A 16,753-nucleotide genomic window follows, 5' to 3' on the forward strand; every position below is an offset into this window, starting at 1 on the left:
GCGGGTAGCGTGGAGGAATGGCCCGAGCGAGCATCGAGGAACCCCCGCCGCAGGCGCGACTGTCGGACGGCACGCTCGCGCGGATCGTGCCGTCGCGCTACGTCTCGGGGTACGAGCTCGACGTCGACGGCACGCCGCAGTCCCACGTCGACCTCGATGACCCCACCCATCTGCACTTCGAGTACATCGCCCGCATGGGCGCGGTGATCGACCGGCTGCGGATGCCGGGACAGCCGCTCTCGGCGGTGCATCTGGGGGCGGGCGCGCTGACGCTCCCCCGGTACATCGAGGCGACGCGGCCCGGCTCGCGCCAGCAGGTCATCGAATTGGAACAAGCACTCGCCGACCTCGTGCGCACCGAACTGCCGCTGCCGCGCGGCGCGCAGGTGCGCATGCGCATCGGTGACGCCCGCGCGGGGCTGGACCGCCTGCCGCCGGCGCTGGTGGGCAACGCCGACCTGCTGGTGTCCGACGTCTTCGCCGGCGCGCAGACCCCGGCGCACCTGACGACGGTGGAGTTCTACCGTGCCGCCGCCCGCGTCCTCTCCCCCGACGGCGTGCTGCTGGTCAACGTCGCCGATGGTCAGGGGCTGGCGTTCGCGCGCCGCCAGGTGGCCACGGTGCGGGAGGTCTTCGCGCACGTCATCGTGCTCGCCGAGGTGCAGCTGTTCAAGGGACGCCGGTTCGGCAACCTCGTCATCGCCGCTTCGGCGGCACCCCTTCCCACCGAGTGGCTGCCGCGGCTGATGGCCGCCGGCCCCCACCCGGCGAAGGTGGCCCAGGGCGCGGAGCTGGACGAGTTCGTGCGCGGGGCGAAGGTGGCCACCGACGCCGATGCGACGCCGTCTCCCAAGCCGTCGGCATCCGTCTTCGCCCGCTGACGCGCGGCGGGGACGGCCGGGGTCGACGGTCGCCCGGCGCGGATGCCGGGGCGTCGGCGTGCCCTCGGGCCGGTCGCCGTGAGCCGGGTGAGACTGTAGGGCGAGCGAGCACGGAAGGAGTCGATCGTGAGCTACATCCTCGGGTACGACCCGGACACCCTGCGCGAGCAGGTGGATCCGGAAGCGTGTCAGGCGCGCCTCGACGAGATCGGCGAGCAGCGCAGCCTGGCGGCGCTGCTCGAGCGCGTGTGGCTGCTGAAGGTGCTCGACCGGCTCGATGACGCCCTGGCCGTGTCGGAGCAGTCGGTGCGCCTGGCCCGCATGGCCGGCACCCGCAAGGACCTGCTGCGGGCGCGCGTGCTGCACGCCACCGTGATGCAGTTCCGTGGCGCCTTCGCCGCAGCCGAGCAGGAGCTCACCACCTGCGCCGAAGAGGCCGACGGGCAGGGCTGGGCCGCCCTCGGGGCCTTCGCCTACCAGCACCGCGGCAAGGTGCACTTCGACGCCGGCGATTTCGCCGCCGCCCGTGTCGACTTCAAGAGGGCGCTGTTCCTGCGACAGGAGGCGGGCGCTCCAGAGGACGAGCTCGAGTCGACGCTGCTGGCCATCGACGCCGCCGAGCGTCGGCGCGGCCGCGCACTCGCCGGCTGAGTGTCGTAGGTACGTTCTACCCTTTCGTCATGTCAGATCTGCAGGACGTGCGGCGCATGGCGCAGCAGCTCATCGCCGCCCACCTCGAAGAGTCGTGGTCTTTCGGGTTCGACAACGCCAAGCGTCGCGCGGGACTGTGCAACTACCGCGACCGCCGCATCAGCGTCTCGCGCTACCTCGCGGCCCGCTACGACGACGAAACCAACCGGCAGACGCTGCTGCACGAGGTCGCCCACGCACTGGCGGGCGCCCCGGCCGGGCACGGCGCCGCCTGGCGGCGCACCGCACGCAGCCTGGGCTACACCGGGGGAACGACCCACCACGGCGAGCCGGCCAACGACCTCGCGCCCTGGGTGGGCGAGTGCCCCGCCGGGCACGTGGCCTACCGGCACCGGCGCGTCAGCCGCGCCACCTCGTGTGCGAAGTGCGCCCCGACCTTCGACGAGCGGCACCTGTTCCGCTGGCACCGGCGCGAGATCACGACCGCCACCCGGCTCGCCGCGCTCACCCCGCGCTGACGGCGTCCGTCCCCGCGCGGCCGGGCGCCCACCACGCGGACCGGAAGCACCCGGGCACCGGGGCACCGGGGCACCGCCCGGATCAGAACCGCTCGAAGACCCCCTGGCGCAGCACGGGCACCGCATCGACGGCGTCGATCTCGGCCGCGGCCCGCACCTCGTCGCCCCGGCCGTGCTCCCCCAGCTCCTGGCCCGATCCACTCGCGCTGAGCAGGTGGCGCGCGGCGGCGCGCAGGCCGCGGAAGGCCTCACAGGCCGCCGCGGCCTCGGGCGAGGAGTGGTCGAGCCCCCGCTGGGCGAGGGCGTCGATCACCGCGCCGGCGCCGAGCTGATCCTCGACGGCGAAGCGCACCGGCGCTCCGGCATCCGCCGACTCGCGCTCGCCGGCCGCGAGCACCACGACGCTCGTGCGGGTGCCCCGCCGCACCTGCTCCGCCAACACGGCGTCGGCCACGGCGGAGGCGTTGCGCAAACTCCCCAGCAGCACCGTGGTGCCGGTGCCGGCGAGGGATGCCGCCAGCGGAGCGCCGTTGCGCGATCCGGTGGCGGCAGCGTCATCCGCCGTCACCTGCTCACCCGCCGCGACCCGGTCGGCCACGGCGGTCGAGAAACGCAGCACGTCGACCACCACGGTGACGTCGGCGGGGGCCAGGCGCGCGCTCCCCGCCTCCCCCCACTCGAAGCGCACCTGGTAGCGGGACTGGTCGAACGGCGAGGGCATCGATCCAGGCTACGCGTCGGCGCGAGCGGCGATCACCGGCCGCAGGGCCAGCGCCAGCCCGAGCACGTTGCGGGCGCCGCGCTGCAGCTCGCCCAGCGTGATGCCGTCGGGCCGCGCCAGCGACTCGAGGATCGTGTCGTCGGCGTAGTCCGCGGGCCCCGCCTCGGTCTTCACACCGCCCGGCATGAGCACATCGACCTGGGCGCGCACGCGGTAGGCGTTGTCGGCGAGATCGGGGAAGTCGGGGTCGACGGCATCCTCCATCCACCAGTCGGTGATGACGCAGCCGGCGTAGCCCCACTCCCCGCGCAGGATGGTCGTGACGAGGTCGTAGTGGTAGTGCGCCCAGACGCCGTTGACCTGGTTGTACGAGGTCATGATCGTGCGGGGAGCGGCCTCGGCCACGCAGAGCTCGAACCCGCGCAGGTAGATCTCCCGCAGGGCGCGCTCGGAGACGCGGGAGTCGTTGCGGGTGCGGTTGGTCTCCTGGTTGTTGGCGGCGAAGTGCTTCGGGCACGCGGACACCCCCACCGACTGCACGCCCTGCACGATGGCGGCGCCGAAGCGACCGGTCACCAGGGGGTCCTCGGAGAAGTACTCGAAGTTGCGGCCGCACAGCGGGTCGCGGTGGATGTTCATGCCCGGGCTCAGCAGCACGTCCGAGCCCTTGCGCAGCATCTCCTGGCCGTGGAGGGCCGCCATCTCCGCCACGAGCGCGGTGTTCCACGTCGACGCCAGCGCCGTCCCGGAGGGCAGCAGCGAGGCATAGGCCGACAGCCGCAGGCCGCTGGGGCCGTCCGTGGTGGTCACCGGCGGCACGCCCTTGGCACGCAGCGACGGCGAGACGCCGCCCAGCACGCCGGCGTTGCCGGGGGCGCCGAGCGGGCTGTGCATCGTGACGTCACCGCGTGCGAGCAGCGCCAGCTCCTCAGCGGACAACTGGGCGACGAACTCATCCAGGCTCGCACGGCCGGCCGCGACGTCGTCGAGCACGATGCCGCGGTCGCCGGTGGCGGGGATCTCGGCGGGAAGGCCGGCCAGCACCCGCTCGCGGCGGTCGACGGTGGCCAGGGGCACGTCCTCCCACGCCACGACGGCGGTGCCGTCGGCGTCGCGAGCGAGCGTCATGCGCGGGAACAGGGTCTGCGCGGCGGCGGCCTCGGTGACCTGCCGGACCACCTCGAGGGCGTCGAGGGTCACCGTCAGCGCCGGGCGCGCCGAGCGCACGTCGGTGCCGACGTGCACGACGTAATCCCCGGGCTCCAGCACGAAGGCGCTGCGGTTGCCGGTGACCCCGGAGTCGTCGTAGGAGGCGAGGTCGGACAGGCGGAACTCCAGCGTCAGCCGCTCGGACTCCCCCGGTGCCAGCAGCCGCGTCTTGGCGAACGCCGCCAGTGCCCGAGCGGGCTTGCCCAGCGCGCCGTCGGGAGCGGCGAGGTAGGCCTGCACCGTCTCCTTGCCGCTGTGCACCGCGTCGGTGTTGCGCACCTCGACGGCCAGCCGCACCGTGCCGCCCTCCGACCCCGCCTCGACCACGGTGACCTCGAAGGCGGCGTAGCCCAACCCGAAGCCGAACGGGAACTGCACCCGCTCGGGGGCGAACGTCTCGAAGTAGCGGTAGCCGACGAAGACGTCCTCGGCGTAGACGTTGGCGTCGAGGCCGCCGAAGTTGGGGGCGCTGGGGTAGTCGGCGTAGGTGTGCGCGATAGTGTCGGTCAGCTTGCCGCTCGGCGCGATGTCGCCTGCCAGCAGCGACGCGATCGCGCGGGCGCCCTCCATGCCGCCTTGCCAGGCGTAGAGCACGGCGCCGATGCGCTCGCCGTAGGTGTCGAGCCACGACAGGTCCATGACGTTGCCCGCGTCGAGGACCACGACGGTGCGCTCGAACGCACCGGTGACGAGGTCGAGCATGGCCCGCTCGTCGTCGGTGAGGTAGAAGCTGCCCGGCTCGAGCACGCTCTCGCGCGCCTCGCCGGCGGCCCGGCCGATGACGACGACGGCCGTGCCCGCGCGAGAGGCGGCGGCCGTCACGAGCCCGGCGTCGAGCGGCATCTCGGGGAAGTGGTGCGGCCACTGCCCCCACGTGCCGTCGTAAGAAGGACGGTTCGCGGAGGTCCACGCCGTGTAGACGTCGGCGATCTCGCCATCGACCTGCACACCGGCATCGCGCAGTCCCGCCAGCAGGTTCCAGATGTAGGGCACCTTCACGTCGCCGCCCGAGCCGTAGCCCACCGCGAACCAGTCGATCTGCACCCGGCCGAACACCGCAACGGGGCGCTCGGTGCCCAGCGGCAGCACGCCGTCGTTGCGCAGCAGCACGGCGCCTTCGGCGGCGGCCTGGCGTGCGACGCCGGCCAGCTGCGGGTCGAGGCTCGGGTCGGTGTCGAGCAGCAGCGCGGAGATCTGCGCGACGGACTCGACGGGCGGGCGCGCGTGGGAGCGGTCGCCGGACTCGGTGGCGGGATTCGTGGTCATCGGTCGTCCTTGAGAGTGAGCAACGTGGGAGCGCTCCCACACTACCGCGTGGAAGACTGCGTGGATGCGGATTCTGCTGAAGCTGGTTCTGGACTGCGATGCCGATGCCGCCTGGCGTGCTCTGCACTCGCCGCGGGCGGTCGCCGAGCTCTACGGCCCGCTCCTCGAGATGCACCCCATGGATGCCGCGGGCCTGCCGTCGCGGCTCGAACCGGGAGCCGACGTGCCGGTGTCGCTGCGCGCCGCCGGCGTCGCCGTGGGCCAACAGCTGATCCATGTGAGCGACCGGCGCCTCGAGGACACCCGCGGTCCGGTGCGGGTGCTGCGCGACAGCGGCATCCCGCTCACCGGTCCGCTGGCGGCACTCGACACCTGGGACCACCAGATGGCGGTCTCCCCCGCCCCCGGCGACCCCGACCGCACCCTCTGGCGCGAGCGCCTGGTGATCGGCGGGGCCGCCGCTCCCCTGCTGTGGCCGGTGCTGTGGGGGGTGTGGCAGTGGCGCGCGGCGCGGCTGCGCACCCTCGCCCCCACGTGGGCCTACGACCCGCCGGCCGCCGCGCCGGGTGACGGCGCCCAGCCCGGCGACGGCGCCGCCGCCGCGGACTGACCGCCCGCCACCCTCACGGTCAGTCGGCGAGCGCCGCGACCGGGGCGACCCGCGTCGCGAGCCGTGTCGGCACCACCGCGGCGACGAGCGTCAGCACGGCCGTGGCGATCACGACCACGAGCACCGGCAGCAGCGGCAGCGCGGGGGGGATGAACGTCGGCGCCGACCACGCCGGCGGAATCCTCACCGAGCCGAGCAGCGACTGGGCCCCCACCCAGCCGTACGCGACGCCGAGCAGCAGTCCGAAGGCCAGCGCCGTCACCGTGACGTGCGCCGCCTCCAGCAGCACCATGCGGCGCACCTGCCCGCCGCTGAGACCGAGCGCCCGCAGCAGTCCCAGCTCCCGGCGGCGCTGCACGACGCCGATCGTGAGCAGGTTCACCAGCCCCACCGCCGCGATCACGGCACTGACCCCCACCAGCGCCATCATCACCGCGGCGAACGAGTCCAGCATCCCCGCGAACGAGGCGTCGATCTCGCCGCCGGCGGAGACCGCGACCAGCACCTTCACCGACTCCGCCGCGACGGCGAACATCGTCACCAGCGCCACGCCCATCACGACGCCGATCGCCATGCGACTGGAGCGCTCCGGGTAGCGCAACGCGTTCTCGGCGGCCAGGCGCGCCGGCGCCGAGCGGCCGAACGCCCGCGCGGTCAGCCGCAGCAGCGGCGGCATGATCACCGGTGCCGCGAGGGTCAGCCCGGTGAACGACAGCAGCCCGCCGAAGAACGAGATCACCACGCCCAGCGGTGTGACGAAGCCCGCGACGACGCCCAGCGCCAGCAGTGCCACGCCGACCCCCAGCAGCACCAGCGCGGTGACGGTGCGGCCACGCCGCCCCGCGACCTGTGCACGGGACACCTCGACCGACCCGCCCAGCGCCTGCAGCGGCGTGACCGAGAGCACCCGTCGCGAGCCGACCCAGGCAGCCGCCCACGTCGTCAGCGCCACCGCGATCGCCGGCAGCGGCAGCGCCGGCTGCGCGACGACGTAGCCGCTGTCGATGCCGACCAGCCGGTCGAGCAGGGGCACCACGAGGATGCAGGTGACCGTGCCGAGCGCGAGCCCCCCGAAGGCGCCGATCGCCCCGACGACCAGACCCTGCCCCGCCACTTCGGCGCGCTGCGACCGTGCCGAGGCCCCGATCAACCGCATCAGCGCGATGCGGCGGGTGCGGCCCGCCACGATCGTGGCGAAGGTGTTGGCCGTCACCATCGCGCCGACGTAGACCGCCACGCCTGCCAGCAGCACGCTCAGGATGCCGATGACGGCCGCCAGGGTCTCGGAGTCGCCGAAGAAGGGGTCGGCCCGCAACACCGTCGCGATGTAGCCGGTGGCCGTCAGCAGCGCCACACCGAACCCGGCGGAGATCCCCGAGACCAGCACGGTCGCCCCCATGCCGCGCTCGCGCAGCCAGGCCAGTCGACCCGGCACCCGCCGGGCCGACTCGACGGCACCGGGGTGCGGTGCCGTCGCCACGTCGGCGAACGCGGTCACGACCGCACCCCGGCATCCGCGTCCGCGGCCACGCCGACGCCGCCGAGTTCGGCGGCCAGCATGAACGCCGAGATCTCCTCCGCCGTCTGCCGGGGCTTGTCGGCCACGATGCGACCGTCGGCCAGGTGCAGCACGCGGTCGGCGTGCGAGGCAGCGACGGGGTCGTGGGTGACCATCGCGATCGACTGGCCCGCGCTGCGCGCGGCGGTGGCCAGCAGGGCCAGCACCTCTCGCCCGCTGCGGGAGTCGAGGTTGCCGGTGGGCTCGTCGGCGAAGACGAGGTCGGGCCCCGTCGCCAAGGCGCGGGCGATCGCGACGCGCTGCTGCTGACCGCCCGAGAGCTCGTGCGGCCGGTGCCCCAGGCGGGCGCCCAGGCCCAGCGTGTCGATGAGACCGTCGATGCGGGCCCGCTCGATCGCGCTCGGGCGCCGGCCGTCGAGGTCGAACGGCAGCAGGATGTTGCCGAGGGCGTCGAGGGTGGGCACGAGGTTGAACGCCTGGAAGACGAAGCCGACGCGGCGACGGCGCAGCACCGTCAGCTCGAGGTCGCTCAGCCCGGTGATCTCGGTGTCGCCGATCCAGGCGCGGCCGCTCGTCGCGGCATCCAGTCCGGCCATGATGTGCATGAGCGTCGACTTGCCCGAGCCGCTCGGCCCCATGATCGCGGTGAACTCTCCGCGGCGGATGCCGACGCTCACGCCGTCGAGGGCGCGCACCGCGGTGCTCCCCTCGCCATAGGTCTTGGTGAGGCCCTGCACCCGGGCAGCGAGCCCCAGCTCTGTCGTGGTGATCTCCATGACATCGACGCTACGGAGCCACCCCCGTCGGCCGCGTCCGCCCAGAGGCTGCTGCGGGGTACATCGCAAGGATGATCTGCACTCCCCCGCGCGGCTTGCGGGGGGCGGCGCGTCAGGCCAGGCCGTGCTCGAACGCGAAGACCACCAGCTGCACGCGGTCGCGCAGTCCCAGCTTCGCGAGGATGCGACTGATGTGGGTCTTCACGGTCGCCTCGGAGAGGAACTCGCGTCCGGCGATCTCGGCGTTGCTGAGGCCGCGAGCGGCGAGGGCGAAGATCTCCTTCTCCCGATCGGTGAGCGAGGCGAACTGGGGCGGAACGGCCTGCACGGGCTCGGCGAAGTGCGCGAACAGCTGCGTGGTGGCCGCCGCCGCGATGACGGCGGATCCGGCGTGGACGGTGCGGATCGCCGCGAGCAGGAACTCGGGGTCGGCATCCTTCAGGAGGAACCCGCTCGCCCCCTGCCGGATCGCCCGGGCTGCGGCCTCGTCGAGGTCGAAAGTGGTGAGCATCACGATGCGCGGCGGCGACCCGTCGAAGACCGGGTCGTCCAGCAGCGCGGCGGTCGCGGTGAGGCCGTCCATGACCGGCATCCGGATGTCCATCAGCACGACATCCGGGCAGGTGCCGCGCACCACCCCGATCGCCTCGCGTCCGTCGGAGGCCTCACCGACCACCTCGAGGTCGGGCTGGGAGTCGACGAGCATGCGGATGCCGGCGCGGAACAGGGCCTGGTCGTCGACGAGCACGACGCGCACCGGGGCGCTCACGCCGCACCGCCGATCGGAAGGGACGCGCGCACGACGAACGCGCCGTTCTCACGTCCGGCGTCGAGGGTGCCGCCGGCCAGCAGCGCGCGCTCGCGCATGCCGATGAGCCCGTGCCCGCGCGCGGGCTCGTCGGTCGCGGGGGCATCGCCGGCGGGATTGTCCACGAGGATCGTCACCCGGTCAGGATGCCACGCCAGCTTCACCGTGACCGCACCGCCCGCACCGTGACGCAGCGCGTTGGTGAGGGCCTCCTGCAGGATGCGGTAGACCGCCAGCTGGATCGCCGCGGGCGGGGCCCCGGGCGGCACGGGGTCGACGTCGACCCGCAGGTTGACGCCCGCCGAGCGCACCTGCGCGTAGAGCTCCTCGAGGTCGGCGATCGTCGGCTGCGGCCCCTCCCCCTGGCTGTGGCGCAGCTGCGTCAGCAGCAGCCGCACGTCCGCCAGCGCCGAACGGGCGGTGGTGGAGATGGTCGCCAGCGCCGTCGTGGCGGCCTGCGGATCGGCCGCCGCGGCATAACGGGCGCCGTCGGCCTGGGCGATCACGACGGCCAGCGAGTGGGCGACGACATCGTGCATATCGCGGGCGATGCGCACCCGCTCCTGCTCGGCGGCGGTCTCAGCTTCCGCCGCCCGCTGCGCCTGGCGATTCTCGCGGGCGCGGATGCCGGTGCGCACCAGCGCACCCAGGGTCCACCACAGCCCCAGCCCGAAGGCCGCGGCGATGAGCAGGGCGACCGCGGTGGGGAGGTTCGACCAGCTGAGGATGTTGACCCCCGGCAGCAAGCCGAACACATAGACGGTGATGACGACGGCACCGAGGATCGACGACGCGAGCCCGGCCCAGAACACCCGTCGCGATCCGTAGGCGGCGGTCGCGTACAGCACGGCGAAGATCGCGATGTCGGCGAACCCCGGCGTGCGCAGGAACCCCATCTGCAGAATGGCGCCGGCCCAGGCGACCCCCAGAGCGAGGGCGGGCGAGGCCCGGCGCAGCGCGAGGGCGATCGCCATGGACAGCACCAGGAACGTCGCCGACACGGTGCCGAACGCGGCGGCCGAGGAGGTGACCAGCTCGTACGGCAGCGCCATCAGCGCGAAGAGCCCCGCCACGACCACGTCGACGACGATCTGATAGGGCTTCAGCGGGCGGAACACCCTTCGACGCTACGCGAGAGTGGGGCAGCGCCGCGTCCGTCGCAGGATGTATCCGGCCGACCCGGCCGCGGCGGGCGGGCCGGGCGGGCGGGGCTGCCGGGGCTGCTCGAGTGTCACGAAAGGTGAGTGCCGCGGACGAGGACCGTGCGCACGCGACACCGGAGCGGCGCGCGGCGGGGCGCGGCAGGCACTCGCCGCCACACGTCCTCGCCGGCAACACCGCGCGGCTCAAGTGTCACGAATGGTGAGTGCCGCGGACGAGGACCGTGCGCACGCGACACCGGAGCAGCGCGAGGGGGGCGGCAGGCACTCGCCGCCACACGTCCTCGCCGGCGACACCGCGCGGCTCAAGTGTCACGAAAGGTGAGTGCCGCGGACGAGGACCGTGCGCACGCGACACCGGAGCAGCGCGGTCGCCGCGGGGCATCGTCCACTAGCATCGCCGGTACCGGAGAACGGTCGACGAGGACCGACACCGGCGGCAGCGCAGCCTCGTGCTCCGCCGGACGCCTGCCTGTCGTGCCGCCGGCCGTCGGCGCCGCCACCGCGGCCCCGACCCGACGCGGATGCCACACCCCGGCATCCGGAAAGGACATGACGTGACCGACATCCTCGACCACTGGGTCTCCGGCAGCAGCTGGGCGGGCGCCTCCACGCGCACCGCACCCGTCTACGACCCGGCCCGCGGCGCCGTGCACACGCAGGTGCGCCTGGCGACCGCAGCCGACGTCGACGCCGTCGTCGCCGCAGCATCCGAGGCCTGGCAGGACTGGCGCGACGCCTCCGTCGCCCGGCGCACCGCCGTGATGTTCGCCTTCCGGGAGCTTCTCCACGCCCGCAAAGACGAACTGGCGCGAATCCTCACCCGCGAGCACGGCAAGGTGCTGGCGGATGCGCACGGCGAGATCGCCCGCGGCATGGAAGTCGTGGAGTTCGCCTGCGGGCTCGGACACCTCACCAAGGGCGCCTACACCGAGAACGCCTCGGGCGGGGTCGACGTCTACACGCTGCGTCAGAGCCTCGGCGTCGTCGGCATCATCAGCCCCTTCAACTTCCCCGCGATGGTGCCGCTGTGGTTCTTCTCCGTCGCCATCGCCGCGGGCAACGCGGTCGTGCTCAAGCCCAGCGAGAAGGACCCGACCGCCGCGAACTGGATGGCCGCCCTGATGCGTGAGGCGGGCCTGCCCGACGGCGTCTTCAACGTCGTGCACGGCGACAAGGAGGCCGTCGACGCGCTGCTCGTGCACCCGGACGTGCGGGCGGTGTCGTTCGTCGGCTCGACCCCCATCGCCCGGTACGTCTACGAGACCGCCACCGGACACGGCAAGCGCGTGCAGGCGTTCGGCGGCGCGAAGAACCACATGCTGGTGCTCCCCGACGCCGACCTCGACCTCGTCGCCGACGCGGCCGTCAACGCCGGCTTCGGCTCGGCCGGCGAGCGCTGCATGGCCGTGTCCGTCGTGCTGGCCGTCGACGCGGTCGCCGACGAACTGGTGTCGAAGGTGCGCGAGCGCATGGCGACGCTGCGGACCGGCGACGGCCTGCGCGGCTGCGACATGGGACCGCTCATCACCGGCGCCCACCGCGACCGTGTCGCGTCGTACATCGAGCGCGCGCCCGCCGACGGCGCCACCGTCGTCGTCGACGGCCGTGACGTCGAGGCCGACGGCGACCCCGACGGGTTCTGGCTCGGACCCACTCTGCTCGACCGCGTGCCCACGACGTCGCCGGTGTACAGCGACGAGATCTTCGGCCCGGTGCTGTCGGTCGTGCGGGTCTCCGGCTACGAAGAGGGCCTCGCGATCATCAACGCGAGCCCCTACGGCAACGGCACCGCCATCTTCACCAACGACGGCGGCGCGGCGCGGCGGTTCCAGCGGGAGGCGCAGGTGGGGATGATCGGCATCAACGTGCCGATCCCAGTGCCGGTCGCCTACCACTCCTTCGGCGGCTGGAAGGCGTCGCTGTTCGGCGACGCCAAGGCGTACGGGCCCCACGGCTTCGACTTCTTCACCTCGGAGAAGGCCATCACCAGCCGGTGGCTCGACCCCTCGCACGGCGGCCTGAACCTCGGGTTCCCGCAGCACGACTGACGGGGGCTCCGGCGGGTCGGCACCGGCCCGCCGGACCCGGTTGGCGCGCCGGCCCAGCCGCGCGCGCAGGTCAGGGCGCGTAGACGCGCAGGTCAGGGCGCGTAGACGCGCAGCCCGTCGGGCACGGCCCGCACGGCGAGGGTGAAGCCCGACGGCGACGCCTCCTCCAGCTCGCCGTCGTGCACGTACACCGCCGGCGCCCCGTCCGGCTGCACGCGCACGCGCCAGCTGTCGGCCACCTCACGCTCGAACTCCGTCGCCGGCGGCATCACGCGCAGCGCCCGCAGCACGCGCAGGGTGCGGCGGCCGAATGCCAGCGACGCCATCGCCCGCACCCGGGAGCCGCGCGCGTGGTGCAGCCGCACGTCGAGCACGGGGTCCGCCAGCGTCACGCGCTGCATCATCGCGTGCCGCTGGGGATCGTTGCGCCCCACCCCGACGAAGGCCGACCAGACCGTTGCGGTGCGGCCGTCCCGACGCACCCGCACCGGCTGGGCCTCGCGCAGCGCGACGATGATCGCCCCCACCCCTCCCAGCCACTTGCCCAGGCTCGCCCGTTCGGTGCGCTCGGCGAGGAACTGCGGATAGTTCCCCAGCGACACCGCGTTGAGCACGGTGATCGGTGCGCCGTCGTCGATCGAGAGCTCGGCGACGACCACGTCGCGCAGCGTCCCCGCGGCGAAGGCGGCGAGCGCGGCATCCACGTCGTCGAGACCGGCGGAGCGGGCGAAGTGGTTGAACGTGCCACCCGGGACCACCAGCAGGGGCACGCCGTGCCGCCGGGCCAGGTGCGCCATGCGCGACACCGACCCGTCGCCGCCGAGCACGCCCAGCACGCGCGGTCGATCGTCGCCGGCCATCGCCGTCGCCACGGCGTCGTCGAGGTCGCCGTCGGGACCCAGCTCCTGCACCCGCGCGCGCGGCAGCCGCTCACGGATCACCGGCAGCGGGTCGGCCCGCAGCACCGCCTCGCCGGCGCTGCTGTTGGCGAGGAGGAGAAGCCCGTCGCCGTCGGGACGGGCGGGCGAGATGTGGTCGGGCATGGCCGCGACGCTACCGGCCGGGCACAGTCGAGGAGACGACTTGACAGCGCCTCGATATGCTGGCCCAACCCTGACAGCCGCCGGCGCACGGACGCGCCGGCCGACCCCGAAGATCGGAGGTTCCATGTCCATCGATGCCGCCACCACCCGTGAGCGCAAGTCCATCGTCGGCGAACCCGAGGTCGTCGAGGACGGCCGGGCCGCCGGGGTCGAGCACTCCCCCGAGTGGCGCGCGCTGGCCGCCGCCGCCACCGCCCTGCAGCAGCTGCAGGCGCAGGACGGGTCGGTCCCCGACCCGGACGACCACGCCGCCGCCCGCGGGCTCGTCGCCGAGATCACCGACGCCATCGACGCGCTCGCTCCGCTGTTCCCGCACGACGCGGAGTACCTGACCGCCGTGATCGAGGACTTCGACCGCTGGGTCGAGGGCGGCTTCGGCGTGCCCGACTTCCTCGACTCGCTCATCGCTTTCCAGCCGCAGCGGAACCGCGTCGACGGCATCCGCCACCTCGTCGTGTTCCCGATGTACACGCAGAACGGATCCCGCAACCGGTTCATCGAGGCCGTGCTGGCGGAGGTCATCTGGCCGGAATTCGTCGCCGACCTCGAGACCCGGTACACGAACGGGCTGTTCGTCTCGTTGCGGCTGGTGGACTTCACGCCCGGGTACGACACGAACTCCGCGGTGCTGTTCCCCGAGACGGTCGCGATGCGCGAGATTCCGCCGTTCACGTGGGGCGCGATCTTCCAGGACCGCGAGGCGGCACGCTACCGGCGCGTGGTGCGCGCGGCATCCGAGATCACCAAGCTCGACCTGCCGGACGAGGCGGCCCGTCTGCTGGAGGATCAGCAGCTGGCGGAGAAGACCTTCGTCATGTGGGACATCATCCACGACCGCACGCACATGCGCGGCGACCTGCCGTTCGATCCGTTCATGATCAAGCAGCGGATGCCGTTCTTCCTCTACTCGCTGGAGGAGCTGCGCTGCGACCTCACCGCGTTCCGGGAGTGCGTCGGCATCCAGCAGGAGCTGCAGGCGCGCGTGGATGCCGGGGAGCACTTGTCCCCGGCTCAGGCCGAGACGCTCGAGCACGCCGGGCTGGTCCAGTACGCGGTGATCTTCGACCGCATCTTCCGGTTCGCGATCACCGGCAGCCGCGTGCGCAACTACGACGGGCTCGGCGGTCAGCTGCTGTTCGCGTGGCTGCACCAGCGCGGGGTGCTGCACTGGACCGACACGGCCCTCGCCTTCGACTGGGATGAGGTGCCCGCGGCGGTCGTGGCGCTGGGAGCGGCGATCGACGAGCTGTACTGGCAGTCGATCGACCGGCCGAAGGTGGCGCACTGGCTCGCCGCGTACGAGCTGGTCAGCTCGGTCGTGACCCCGCACCCCGCCTCGGCGTGGGCGCGAGGTCTGCCGCATGAGGTGCTCGCGGGTCCGCCGAAGGGCTACACCGACGCGGTGCTGGACGACGAGTTCCCGCTGTCGATGTTCTACGAGGCGCTCGAGAAGAAGATGCGCGACGTGATCGCCTCGACCTCCGGCATCCGCGGTACGGACTGACGCCGCTTCGCCCGCCCGCTGGGGAATCGCTATCCCCTGGGGCCTCGCCGTGCGGGGTGTCTCAGCCGGATGGTGGTTTCTCAGCGGCGGGCGCCGGCGCGTCGGCGGCCGTGTCGGGTGCCACGGTGTCGGGTGCCACGGCGTCGGATGCCACGGGAGCGGATGCCACGGCGTCGGATGCCACGGCGTCGGATGCCACGGCGTCGGCCGCCGGGGCGTCGGCGTAGTACGTCGACAGCCGCCGGTACGACCGGGTGGTGAAGGCCAGCAGCGCTGCAGCGACGAGCACGGCGCCGGCCGCGAGGAAGACGAGGGCGATGCCACGGGCCTCCCCCTCACCGAGGACCCACCGCCAGGCGTCGGCGCCGGCATCCCCCGCCATGTACGGGATGATCCAGAACTGCGCGATCGGGGCGATGAGGAAGGCCGTGAGGGGCGACGCCGCCGACTCCAGCGCCTGCGCGAAGCCGAAGACCCTCCCCTGCCGGCGGAAGGGCACGACCTTCTGGATCACCGTCTGCTCCGCCGCCTCGACCGCCGGGATGAGCGCCATGTAGACCCAGATGCCGGCGGCGTAGAGCCACCACCACTCCCGGATCGTGAACACCGCCCCGAGCACCCCCATGGCGACGACCGCCAGCAGCAGGGTGCGCATCGGGTTGCGCCCGAGGCCCCAGCGGGCGATGACCGCGCCGCCGACGATGAAGCCGGTGGCGGTGACCCCGAGCACGACGCCCCACATCTCCACGGGGAAGAGGGTGAGCCCGTACGGGTCCATGAGGGCGACGTAGACACCGCCGATGAAATTGTTGAACGTCGCGAAGATGATCAGTGCGAACAGGCCCGGCACCGCGGAGATCGCCCCGATGCTGCCGCGCAGATCGACGCGCGGCGCCCGCCCGTCCACCTGCGCCGGGGCCGCCTCGGGGATGCGCACCCACAGCAGGTGCCCGAGAGCCGCGGCAGTGAGCGCGATCGCGATGACCAGCGTCCACCCCATGCCGAGCAGACCGATCGACAGGCCCGAGAAGACGCTGGTGACGATGAACGCGAGCCCCTGCACGGTGCCCACGAGGCCGTTCGCGTTCGCGTGGCGCTCGGTGGGGACGAGCAGCGTCACGGTGGTGGACAGCGCGATGTTGCGCATGTTCTCGATGACCGCGCCGAACAGCACGATGGCCGAGAACACCCAGAACCACGGCCGCCGGAGATCGATCAGGATGACCTCGGGGAAGAGCAGGTACAGGACGCCGGCCACGATGAACGCCGCCAGCGTCACCAGGCTCGACACCACCATCACGCGGTGCTTGCGGTGCCGGTCGACGAGCGTGCCGAACGGGATCGAGAACACCGCGACGAGCAGCATGTACGCCCCGCCGATGAGGCCGGTCGCCAGCACGGAACGGGTCTCGAGGTACGCCCAGAAGGTGAGGGCGAACCACAGGAAGCTGGTGGTGATGTTCGCCACCGCGGTGTTCACCAGCACCTGCACGAACACGCGCATGCCGCCGGCCGGCGCGAGGGGTGAGGCGTTCCCGGTTGCGTCCGCCGGGAGGGCGTTCTCCGCCATGGGGGCGAGGGTAATCGCCGCCTCCGACACCCGACACCCCCTCCGCGGCCGCCGACCCCCGGTCGCTGCGGGCCGGCTCCCGCCGGTCACCTGCGGGCCGGCCCTCGCCGGTCCCGTGCACAACGTCGCTGATCCGTGGCCGAACCGGGGCCGCAGCCGCGAAAACCACGCCCCCAGGGGCGGAAAGGCGACGTTGTGCACGCCGGCGCGGCGCGGAGCATGGCCGGAGCGGCGCGGAGCATGGCCGGAGCGGCGCGGAGCATGGCCGGAGCGGCGCGGAGCATGGCCGGAGCGGCGCGGGCACGGCTCGGGGACCGGGCGGGGCGTGACGGCCGGGCCGTGCACAACGTCGCTGATCCGTGGCCGAGCCGGGGCCGCAGCCGCGAAACCACGCCCACAGGGGCGG

The 16,753-nt window shown here is 73.2% G+C and carries 14 protein-coding genes; 6 read left to right on the plus strand and 8 right to left on the minus strand.

Features of this window, described 5'->3' with window-relative positions; translation table 11 throughout:
• The first annotated feature begins 17 nt into the window (after positions 1–17).
• The 3 genes from NQ165_RS12090 (at position 18) to NQ165_RS12100 (ending at position 2,050) form a co-directional block, all read left to right on the plus strand.
• A complete protein-coding gene (locus NQ165_RS12090) occupies positions 18–881 on the plus strand; it encodes a spermidine synthase (RefSeq protein ID WP_257533613.1) in 864 nt (287 codons plus the stop codon).
• A gap of 126 nt (positions 882–1,007) precedes the next feature.
• Positions 1,008–1,532 carry a hypothetical protein gene (locus NQ165_RS12095; RefSeq protein WP_257533614.1) on the plus strand — a complete coding sequence of 175 codons (525 nt, stop codon included), beginning with the start codon at positions 1,008–1,010 and terminating at the stop codon, positions 1,530–1,532.
• A gap of 29 nt (positions 1,533–1,561) precedes the next feature.
• Positions 1,562–2,050 carry a SprT-like domain-containing protein gene (locus NQ165_RS12100; RefSeq protein ID WP_257533615.1) on the plus strand — a complete coding sequence of 163 codons (489 nt, stop codon included), beginning with the start codon at positions 1,562–1,564 and terminating at the stop codon, positions 2,048–2,050.
• An 82-nt stretch (positions 2,051–2,132) separates the two neighbouring features.
• Here NQ165_RS12100 and NQ165_RS12105 read toward each other — a convergent pair whose 3' ends face one another.
• Positions 2,133–2,771 carry a 2-phosphosulfolactate phosphatase gene (locus NQ165_RS12105; RefSeq protein ID WP_257533616.1) on the minus strand — a complete coding sequence of 213 codons (639 nt, stop codon included), beginning with the start codon at positions 2,769–2,771 and terminating at the stop codon, positions 2,133–2,135.
• 9 nt (positions 2,772–2,780) lie between these two features.
• Positions 2,781–5,246 (minus strand): glycoside hydrolase family 3 N-terminal domain-containing protein, encoded by a 2,466-nt coding sequence (locus NQ165_RS12110; protein ID WP_257533617.1) that lies wholly within the window; start codon positions 5,244–5,246, stop codon positions 2,781–2,783.
• A 64-nt stretch (positions 5,247–5,310) separates the two neighbouring features.
• Between NQ165_RS12110 and NQ165_RS12115 the strand changes: the two genes are divergently transcribed.
• A complete protein-coding gene (locus tag NQ165_RS12115; RefSeq protein WP_257533618.1) occupies positions 5,311–5,856 on the plus strand; it encodes a hypothetical protein in 546 nt (181 codons plus the stop codon).
• A gap of 19 nt (positions 5,857–5,875) precedes the next feature.
• On the opposite strand, the gene NQ165_RS12120 is transcribed toward NQ165_RS12115, so the two are convergent.
• The 4 genes from NQ165_RS12120 to NQ165_RS12135 form a co-directional block, all read right to left on the minus strand.
• Positions 5,876–7,354 carry an FtsX-like permease family protein gene (locus NQ165_RS12120; RefSeq protein WP_374940945.1) on the minus strand — a complete coding sequence of 493 codons (1,479 nt, stop codon included), beginning with the start codon at positions 7,352–7,354 and terminating at the stop codon, positions 5,876–5,878.
• Positions 7,351–8,151: an ABC transporter ATP-binding protein gene (locus NQ165_RS12125; RefSeq protein ID WP_257533619.1), complete on the minus strand. Its 801-nt coding sequence runs from the start codon at positions 8,149–8,151 to the stop codon at positions 7,351–7,353. Before NQ165_RS12125 ends, NQ165_RS12120 begins: the two co-directional genes overlap by 4 nt.
• A 112-nt stretch (positions 8,152–8,263) precedes the next feature.
• Positions 8,264–8,920, minus strand: a complete 657-nt coding sequence (locus NQ165_RS12130; RefSeq protein WP_257533620.1) for a response regulator transcription factor — start codon at positions 8,918–8,920, stop codon at positions 8,264–8,266.
• Complete coding sequence (locus tag NQ165_RS12135; protein WP_257533621.1) at positions 8,917–10,077, minus strand: sensor histidine kinase; 1,161 nt, start codon at positions 10,075–10,077, stop codon at positions 8,917–8,919. Before NQ165_RS12135 ends, NQ165_RS12130 begins: the two co-directional genes overlap by 4 nt.
• Before the next feature lie 599 nt (positions 10,078–10,676).
• On the opposite strand from NQ165_RS12135, the gene NQ165_RS12140 reads away from it, so the two are divergent.
• Positions 10,677–12,170 carry a CoA-acylating methylmalonate-semialdehyde dehydrogenase gene (locus NQ165_RS12140; RefSeq protein ID WP_374940946.1) on the plus strand — a complete coding sequence of 498 codons (1,494 nt, stop codon included), beginning with the start codon at positions 10,677–10,679 and terminating at the stop codon, positions 12,168–12,170.
• A 92-nt stretch (positions 12,171–12,262) separates the two neighbouring features.
• Here NQ165_RS12140 and NQ165_RS12145 read toward each other — a convergent pair whose 3' ends face one another.
• Entirely contained in the window at positions 12,263–13,213 is a 951-nt protein-coding gene (locus NQ165_RS12145) for a diacylglycerol kinase family protein (RefSeq protein ID WP_257533623.1), read from the minus strand.
• Between the two features lie 124 nt (positions 13,214–13,337).
• Here NQ165_RS12145 and NQ165_RS12150 point away from each other — a divergent pair, with 124 nt between their 5' ends.
• Positions 13,338–14,777 carry a DUF6421 family protein gene (locus tag NQ165_RS12150; RefSeq protein WP_257533624.1) on the plus strand — a complete coding sequence of 480 codons (1,440 nt, stop codon included), beginning with the start codon at positions 13,338–13,340 and terminating at the stop codon, positions 14,775–14,777.
• Positions 14,778–14,838: 61 nt separating this feature from the next.
• On the opposite strand, the gene NQ165_RS12155 is transcribed toward NQ165_RS12150, so the two are convergent.
• On the minus strand, positions 14,839–16,281 hold the full coding sequence (locus NQ165_RS12155; RefSeq protein WP_257533775.1) for an MFS transporter: 1,443 nt from the start codon (positions 16,279–16,281) through the stop codon (positions 14,839–14,841).
• Positions 16,282–16,753 lie beyond the last annotated feature (472 nt).

This window comes from Microbacterium sp. zg.Y1084 (assembly GCF_024623595.1).
GTDB classification, from domain to species: Bacteria; Actinomycetota; Actinomycetes; order Actinomycetales; family Microbacteriaceae; genus Microbacterium; species Microbacterium wangruii.